The 8098-nt window shown below is 60.2% G+C and carries 10 protein-coding genes; 8 read left to right on the top strand and 2 right to left on the bottom strand.

The window, feature by feature from the left end; all coding sequences use genetic code 11:
- From ACESMT_RS15270 to ACESMT_RS15255, 4 genes are all read left to right on the top strand, one after another.
- A partial coding sequence (locus tag ACESMT_RS15270) for an ABC transporter ATP-binding protein (protein ID WP_372827448.1) occupies positions 1-537 on the top strand: 537 nt, incomplete at its 5' end.
- A complete protein-coding gene (locus tag ACESMT_RS15265) occupies positions 531-1307 on the top strand; it encodes an ABC transporter permease (protein ID WP_372827447.1) in 777 nt (258 codons plus the stop codon). The genes ACESMT_RS15270 and ACESMT_RS15265, both read left to right, overlap by 7 nt.
- A gap of 4 nt (positions 1308-1311) precedes the next feature.
- Positions 1312-2292, top strand: a complete 981-nt coding sequence (locus ACESMT_RS15260) for an ABC transporter substrate-binding protein (RefSeq protein ID WP_372827446.1) — start codon at positions 1312-1314, stop codon at positions 2290-2292.
- 14 nt (positions 2293-2306) lie between these two features.
- Entirely contained in the window at positions 2307-3074 is a 768-nt protein-coding gene (locus ACESMT_RS15255) for a 3-oxoacyl-ACP reductase (protein WP_372827445.1), read from the top strand.
- 189 nt (positions 3075-3263) lie between these two features.
- On the opposite strand, the gene ACESMT_RS15250 is transcribed toward ACESMT_RS15255, so the two are convergent.
- Positions 3264-3704 carry a putative toxin-antitoxin system toxin component, PIN family gene (locus ACESMT_RS15250; protein WP_372827444.1) on the bottom strand — a complete coding sequence of 147 codons (441 nt, stop codon included), beginning with the start codon at positions 3702-3704 and terminating at the stop codon, positions 3264-3266.
- Entirely contained in the window at positions 3701-3976 is a 276-nt protein-coding gene (locus ACESMT_RS15245) for a type II toxin-antitoxin system Phd/YefM family antitoxin (protein WP_372827443.1), read from the bottom strand. Before ACESMT_RS15245 ends, ACESMT_RS15250 begins: the two co-directional genes overlap by 4 nt.
- Positions 3977-4100: 124 nt before the next feature.
- Between ACESMT_RS15245 and ACESMT_RS15240 the strand changes: the two genes are divergently transcribed.
- The 4 genes from ACESMT_RS15240 (at position 4101) to ACESMT_RS15225 (ending at position 7829) form a co-directional block, all read left to right on the top strand.
- Complete coding sequence (locus ACESMT_RS15240; protein WP_372827442.1) at positions 4101-4355, top strand: type II toxin-antitoxin system ParD family antitoxin; 255 nt, start codon at positions 4101-4103, stop codon at positions 4353-4355.
- Complete coding sequence (locus ACESMT_RS15235; protein WP_372827440.1) at positions 4352-4681, top strand: type II toxin-antitoxin system RelE/ParE family toxin; 330 nt, start codon at positions 4352-4354, stop codon at positions 4679-4681. The genes ACESMT_RS15240 and ACESMT_RS15235 overlap by 4 nt, the downstream gene beginning before the upstream one ends.
- 228 nt (positions 4682-4909) lie before the next feature.
- On the top strand, positions 4910-6511 hold the full coding sequence (locus ACESMT_RS15230) for a type I restriction-modification system subunit M (protein ID WP_372827439.1): 1602 nt from the start codon (positions 4910-4912) through the stop codon (positions 6509-6511).
- Positions 6501-7829 (top strand): restriction endonuclease subunit S, encoded by a 1329-nt coding sequence (locus ACESMT_RS15225; protein ID WP_372827438.1) that lies wholly within the window; start codon positions 6501-6503, stop codon positions 7827-7829. Before ACESMT_RS15230 ends, ACESMT_RS15225 begins: the two co-directional genes overlap by 11 nt.
- Positions 7830-8098: the final 269 nt, after the last annotated feature.

Here is an 8098-nt window from a genome sequence, read left to right as displayed (position 1 = left end):
GGCAGCCAGCTCGGCTTTGTCTTCCAGTCACCGACCCTGCTGGAGTGGAAGACCGTGATGGACAACGTGCTGCTGCCGGCCACGCTGCAGCGCCGGCCGTTGCCGGCTGACCGCGCACGCGCCGACGAGCTGCTGGCACTGATGGGTCTGTCCGGTCTGGGTCAGCGCTTTCCCACGGAGCTGTCGGGCGGCCAGCAAAGCCGTGTGGCGATTGCGCGCGCGCTGCTGCTGGCACCTTCGCTGCTGCTGCTGGATGAGCCCTTTGCGGCGCTGGACGCCATCACGCGCGAGGAGTTGCAGGACGACTTTCTGCGCATCTGCCGGCTGGCGCAGACCACGGTATTTTTTGTCACGCACGACATCAGCGAGGCGGTTTATCTGGCTGACCGCGTGGCCGTGATGGCCGACGGGAAAATCACCGAAGATCTGACGGTGGACCTGCCTTGGCCGCGCCGACACGCACTGCGTTACGGCGCGCCTTTCAATGCCTTGTGCGCGCAGGTGCGGAAAGCCATGGACGGGGTGCTTGCATGCTGAGCCGTGCGGTACTGGGCCGCCTGTCCAGCCTGGTGCTGTTCGTTGCACTGGTGCTGGCCTGGGAAATGCTCGCGCGCGGCTCGCGGCTTTCAGCGCTGGTGTTGCCCGCGCCCTCGGTGATTTGGGATACCTTGTGGAGCGGCCTGCGCAGCGGCTATTTCTGGCCGCATCTGCTGCACACCGGCACCGAGCTGGTGCTGGGCCTGGCGCTGGGGTGTATCACTGGTTTTGTCGGTGGCATCGTCATGGCGGAGTCGGCCTTTCTGCGGCGCGTGTTTTTTCCTTATGTGCTCGTCAGTCAGGTGGTGCCCAAACTCGCGCTGGCGCCGCTGTTCATCGTCTGGTTCGGTTTCGGCATGACATCAACGGTGGTGATCACCGCGTTAATCTGCTTTTTTCCGTTGATGGAAAACACATTGACCGGCCTGCAGCAGGTTGAGCCGCGCAAGCTGGAGCTGTTTCGCATGCTGGGTGCCACGCGCGCCCAGACCCTGCTGCGCCTGAAAGTTCCCTCAGGCCTGCCGGTCATCATGGCGGGCTTTCGCGTGGCCGTGGTGCTGGCGCTGGTGGGCGCGGTAGTCGGCGAGTTCATCGGCGGCAGCAAGGGCCTGGGCGCGCTGATCATCGCCTCGCAATCCATGATGGACACGCCACTGATGTTTGCCGTGCTGCTGCTGATCACCGCGCTCGGTCTGGTGATGTATCAACTGGCCACAGGGCTGGAGCGACTGCTGCTCTGGCCGCATTTAAAAGAATCAACCAAGGACTAAAACCATGCAACGCCTGATCTCTCTTCTTCGCGGCCTGACCGCAGCAACACTGCTGGCCGGCGGCCTGGCCCACGCCGCCGACAAGGTCGTCGTGGCCGGCTGGAGCCAGCCCATCACCGAAATCACCAACCTGCTGGTCGAGGAAGACAAGGGTTTCTTCAAGGCCAAAGGCATCGACCTCGGCTATGTGCCCGGCGCCGGCGGCGGCGACGCGATCCGCAACATGTTGACCGGCCGGGCGACCGTGGCTTTCACCGACCCCGGCTCCTTTTTTACCGCGCTCGACAAGGGTGAAAAGCTGCGCGCGATCTACGACATTTACCCGCAGAACGTCTTCAACGTGGTTGCGCTCAAATCCAGCAACATCACCAAACCGGCCGACCTCAAGGGCAAGAAGATAGGCGTGTACAGCCTGTCCAGCGGCACGCGGCAAAACCTGCTGGTGCTGCTGCAGCAGGCCGGGCTGACCGAGGCTGACGTGACCATCGTGGTCACCGGCCTGCTCAACTTCGCGCCGCTGATGCAGGGCCAAGTCGACGCCACCGCCGCCACCGACACCGGTTTGCTCGTCGGCAAACAAAAAGGCCTGGGCGAGGTCAACGTCATCGCTGTGCGCGACCACCTGAACATTTCCAGCGACATGTTTGTCGTCACCGAAGAAACCTACCAGACCAAAAAAGACGTGCTTAAACGCTTTCTCGCCGCGTACCGCGACAGCATGGCCTGGATGATCGCCAACCCCGACGAAGCCGCCGCGCTGGCGGTCAAACGCGCCATCGACGGCAAGAACCCGGCGGTGAACATCGAGATCATCAAGCTGCGCAATGCAGCCAGCGTCTCGGCCACCACGCAGGCGCGCGGCCTGGGCGCGCTGGACATGGCCATGTTCCAGAAAGCCGCTGACAGCTACAAAAAGCTCGGCATGGTCCAGCGCGAGTTCAAGGCCGCCGACGTGGTCATGCAAGACCTGCTGCCGCCGAAGTAAGGACGGGTCCCAGCATGAAGTTCAAGGGCAAGGTGGTTTTGGTCACCGGCGCCGGCCGCGGCATAGGTGCCGCCATAGCGCGCGCCTTTGCCGTTGAAGGCGCGCTGGTCGTAATCAATTATTTGCAGAACACCGCTGCGGCCGCGCAGGTGGTGGCCGACTGCAAAAAAGCCGGCGGCGACGCCTGGGCGCTGCAGGCCGATGTCAGCGATGCGTCTGCTGTCAACACCATGGTGGCGCAGGTATTGGCCGAGACCGGCCGCATCGACGTGCTGGTCAACAACGCCTTTGCCGCCTACAGTTTTGACCCCGAGCGGCGCAAGCTGTTCTGGGAGCTGGACTGGGCCGACTACCAGCAGCAGATCGACGGCGCCGTGCGCGCCACCTTCAACGTCTGCCAGGCCGTGCTGCCGCATTTCAAGCAGCGCAGCCAGGGCGCCATCGTCAACATCGCCAGCGACCTGGTCGAGCGTCCCAGCTTGCCTTATCACGAGTACACCACCGCCAAGTCGGCGCTGGTCGGTTTCAGCCGAAACCTCGCCGCCGAGCTGGGCCCGCTGGGCATACGCGTCAATTGCGTCGCCCCCGGCCTGGTCTACCCGACGGCCGCCAGTCGGCAGACCAAAGAAGAGGTCAAGGACATGATCACCGCCCAAACCCCGCTGCGCCGCATCGCCACCCCCGACGACGTGGCCGGTCCGGTACTTTTTCTGGCATCAGACTGGAGCGGTTTCATTACCGGGCAGACGCTGTTTGTGGATGGCGGGCTGGTCATGCGGTGAATGGCCTGGATTACTAGTCTTTTAGGCCTCCAGCCCTTATCTGACGGGAACAAGCAGGTATTAAAAGAAGAGCAAAGGATGCCGCTTTTTCATTAAGGTCACCTTGTCTAAGGCGATGGTGAGGTGGCCAGCCATCGTTGGCCAGATGCTGGCAGATTTCGTTCTCGAAGCTGACTTCCTTGTGCGGGCTTATGGCCGTTCCTCGGTGCTTTGCAGAAACTGGGCGGGCGTCAGGATGGGAATGCCTTGCCAGGGGTGCAGGACCAGCAAGTCTGCATCACTGGAAATCAGGTGTGCCGCGTGGCAAGCCAGGGCAAGCGCCAGAAACTTCGCGTCCTTTGGGTCGCGGCAAGCGCCTTCGGCGAGCCGTTCGCTACTCGAATCGACTTCCCAAAAACGAGCGCGCTCCACCAGAGTTTCAACAAACAGCAACCGGTCCGCCAACGACAGATACGGGTTGAATTTGGGTCGTTCGACCACTGTGCGCAGTTCGCCGAGCGTACTTTTGCTCATGCACAGATCATGTGTCTGGATCGCTTTTAGCATGGCCTGCCGCGGAACCGAGTTCGGGCGAAGTAAGGAGCCAACCAGGGCGCTGGTGTCGATGATCGCCCGCTGGCGATCTGTCACCGCGACTCTTTCACCATGCGCACAATGTCCTCATCGGTCAGTTCGCGCGCGGCGGGCGTCAGCGCCGCGTCGGCCTTTGCAAAATAGTCCGCAAAGGCTTCTGATGCGCTCAAGCGTTTGCGCCGGATGGCCTGCAGTTCTTCCATGTCCTGCGGCGACACAATAAACGCAGCGGTGCGCCCATGGCGCGTGATGGTGACCGGCTCACGCTGCACGGTGTCCAGCAACTGGCCAAAGCGGTTTTGGGCTTCCACAGAGGTGACGGTGATCATGAGCAAACTCCTTCAAACTGTCCAAATTGTACAACTTGGCTAGATTTACCCAGCGGTCAAGCTGCCGTGGTGTCGTCTTGGGGCGTTTCTTGCCAAATTTTGCCAAAATCATTATTCTTGGCGCATGACCACCATGAACATCTCCCTGCCCGACACGCTCAAGTCATTCGTTGATGCCCAGGTGACTGAGCGTGGCTACGGCACCAGCAGCGAGTATGTGCGCGAGCTGATACGCACAGACCAGGAGCGCCGTCAGTTGCGGGAGTTGTTGCTTCAGGGCGCTGCTTCTGCGCCGGGCGCAAGGGCAGACGCCGACTACTTTGACGCCCTGCGTGAACGTGCCACAGCCAAGCCAGCCCGGCCCGGTGCCAGGTCTTGACGGCCAAACCTGTCGTCCCTCGCGCGCAGGCCACTGCTGATGTGGAGAACGCCATTGACCACTACCTTGCAGAACAGGCTCCCGATGCGGCGCTGGGTTTTGTTGAGGCGCTGGCGCAGGCCTATGGGCACATCAGCCGCAACGTCGCCACCGGATCGCCGCGCTACGCGCATGAGCTGGATTTGCCGGGCCTGCGCAGCTGGCCGCTGGCGACCTACCCGTTTCTGGTTTTTTATCTGGAGCGTGACGACCACATTGACGTCTGGCGCGTGCTGCACAACCAGCGCGATATTCCCCGGCGCATGGCCGAGCCGGAAAGCCGGTGAGAAGCAGCCTGTTGCGGCTAGAGTACACACATTGAGAACAAAATTGGCCTCCAGCCCTCGTCCAGCTTGCGTTGGTAGCTATTAATACAGGAGCGAATGATGTTCATCGACGCTCCCTGCCGACCACTCGCGGCAGCTTGCGCGGGCTGATGGCCGACCGGTGGCGATCTGGCGGAGGCGCCCTGCATAATCCGGCAACGCCAACAGCAACTGGACACACGCCCCCGCATGGTCGAAGACATCAAAAAAACACTCTGGGCCACGGCCGACAAGCTGCGCGCCAACATGGACGCCGCCGAATACAAGCACCTGGTGCTGGGCCTGATCTTCGTCAAATACATCTCCGACACCTTTGCAGCCCGCCGCACCGAAGTCGCTGCCCGGCTGGCCAATCCGAAGGACGATTACTTCTTTGAAGGTGCCACCGCCGAGAGCTTGGCCCAGGAGCTGGAAGACCGCGACTATTACAAAGAGGTCAACGTCTTCTGGGTGCCCGAAGCCGCCCGCTGGGAAAGCCTGCGCTCTGCCGCCAAGCAGCCCGACATTGGCAAGCGCATTGACGAAGCCCTGACGCTGATCGAAACGGAGAACCCCAAGCTCAAGGGCATTCTGGACAAGCGTTATGCCCGTGCGCAATTGCCCGACGGCAAGCTCGGTGAGTTGGTTGACTTGATCTCGACCATCGGCTTTGGCGACAACCCATCCGTGGCGCGCGACATTCTGGGCCAGGTGTACGAGTACTTTCTCGGCATGTTCGCCAGCGCAGAAGGCAAACGCGGCGGGCAGTTTTACACCCCGGCCAGTATTGTTAAAACGCTGGTCGCCGTGCTCGCGCCGCACAGCGGCAAGGTGTATGACCCGTGCTGCGGCTCGGGCGGCATGTTTGTGCAGTCTGAAAAGTTCATTGAAGCGCATGGCGGCAAGTTAGGTGACGTTTCCATCTACGGGCAAGAGGCCAACCCCACCACCTGGCGCCTGGCCGCCATGAATCTGGCGATTCGCGGCATTGACTTCAACCTGGGCAAAGAGCCGGCCGACACCTTCACGCGCGACCAGCACAAAGACTTGCGCGCCGACTTCATCCTCGCGAATCCGCCTTTCAATATCAGTGACTGGTGGCACGCCGGCCTGACGGGCGATGCCCGCTGGGTACACGGCGACCCACCGCAGGGCAACGCCAACTACGCCTGGCTGCAGCACATGTTGCACCACCTCAAACCCACGGGCCGCGCCGGCATCGTGTTGGCCAATGGCAGCATGAGCAGCAGCCAGAACAGCGAAGGCCAGATCCGCGCCGCCATGGTCGAGGCCGATGTCGTCGAAGTCATGGTCGCGTTACCGGGCCAGCTTTTCTTCAACACGCAAATCCCGGCGTGTTTGTGGTTTTTGGTCAAGCAAAAAACAAAACGCAAGGGCGAAGTACTGTTCATCGACGCCCGCAAGCTCGCCACCATGATCAGCCGCGTGCAAAGCGAGTTCACCGATGAAGTGATCGCCCGAATCGAAAGCACCGTAGCCGCTTGGCGTGGCGACCCCGCCTTACTCCCTCTCCCCCCGGGAGAGGGCAGGGGTGAGGGCGTCCCCGCTCCCGCCACCTACCAGGACATCCCCGGCTTCTGCCGAAGCGTCAAACTAGCCGAAATCGCCCAGCACGGCCATGTGTTGACCCCCGGTCGCTATGTCGGCGCAGAAGAAGTCGAGGACAACGACGCAGACTTCGCCACCAAGATGCAGCAGCTCACTGAAAAGCTGGGTGAGCAGATGGCCAAGGGGGTTGAGCTGGATGTTTTGATTCGGCGGAAGCTGGGGGGGCTGGGGTATGAGTTTTGATCTACCCATCCTTCCAGATGGTTGGACCTATGCACCGCTGGACACCTGCAGCCAAAAAAACTCCATAACCTACGGTGTCGTTCAACCCGGTGCGGCATTGGGGGCTGGAAAGCCACTTATTCGCGTAAATAACTTCAGAGATCGGCATCTGGATTTGTCAGACGTGATGTACATCGCGCCTGAGATCGAGTCGAAATACAGTCGAACGCGTTTGTGTGGGGGGGAAGTATTGTTGACCGTCGTAGGCTCTGTAGGGCAGGTTGTGGTCGTTCCGAAGCAGTTGGCCGGATTTAATGTAGCTCGGGCTGTCGCGGTTATTCATCCGTTGCCACATATCGAACCAGACTGGATAGCGATATGTCTTCGCTCCCCGCTTTCGCAGTACTTACTTGGTAGCCGTGCAAACACGACTGTTCAAACCACGATCAATTTGAAAGATGTCCGGGCGCTACCAATCCCGATGCCCCCCGAATCAGAAAGAAGGGTTATTGCCGAGTTCGTAAGTGCCCTCGACGATCGCATCACCCTCCTGCGCGAAACCAACGCCACGCTCGAAGCCATCGCCCAAGCGCTGTTCAAGTCATGGTTTGTCGATTTTGACCCCGTGCGCGCAAAGATGGAAGATCGCATCCCCGAAGGCATGGACGATGCCACAGCGGCGCTGTTTCCGGATGGGTTCGAGGAGTCGGCGTTGGGCTTGGTGCCGAGAGGGTGGCGGGTTGGGACATTGGCCGATCTGTCCGACCTGAACCCCGAGTCGTGGACTGCCAGAAATCAGCCGGCTAGTGTTGCTTATGTCGATTTGGCAAACACGAAAGATAACGAGATTACTTCAATTGCGGACTACGTTTTTGACGACGCACCGAGTCGGGCGAGACGAGTTTTACGAACAGGCGACACCATAGTTGGCACCGTTCGCCCTGGCAACCGCTCATTTGCGTTTATCCATGAACCTATTGAAAATTTGACCGGAAGCACGGGCTTTGCAGTGTTGCGGCCATCTGCTGTCGAGAACGCCGAGTTTGTTTTTCTTGCGGCGACGCAAGACGCAAGCATTGAGCATCTGGCTCATGTTGCGGACGGTGGGGCGTATCCAGCAGTGCGGCCCGATGTAGTCTCGGGTTTGCTGTGCATCGTTCCCGACAGCAAAGTCATGAAAGCATTTCATTCTTTATCAGAGCCATTGCTTGCAAAAATTTCTGAAAACCAAAAGCAAGCCCAAACCCTCGCCACCCTACGCGACATCCTGCTCCCGCGCCTGATCTCGGGTCAGTTGCGCTTGGAAGAGGAAAAATCTGTGGATATACAAAAACAGTAAGCGAGGACCGCATGGCAGAAATTTTGGTTGGCGTTTTGCAGCCGGGCGCACGCCCAGTGGGCGTTGGCATTAACGGCGCAAGGCGCGGTGTAGCCATGTTCTCGGGCGTTCCCAGAGGCGTGATTGTTAAAAGCGGCTCTTCGTTAATTTCACTGTGAATTTTTCCTCACGCCCAACCCAAATCCAACTTACCGCAATGAAACAGAATTCTTGCCCGGTAGTTGGTGAAGCTGCGAAACCCACGGGCATTGGCCTTGATGAGCTGGATG

It is taken from the genome of Polaromonas sp. (assembly GCF_041689105.1).
In the GTDB taxonomy this organism is placed as follows: domain Bacteria; phylum Pseudomonadota; class Gammaproteobacteria; order Burkholderiales; family Burkholderiaceae_C; genus Polaromonas.
This window is presented reverse-complemented; position numbering and strand designations above follow the sequence as displayed.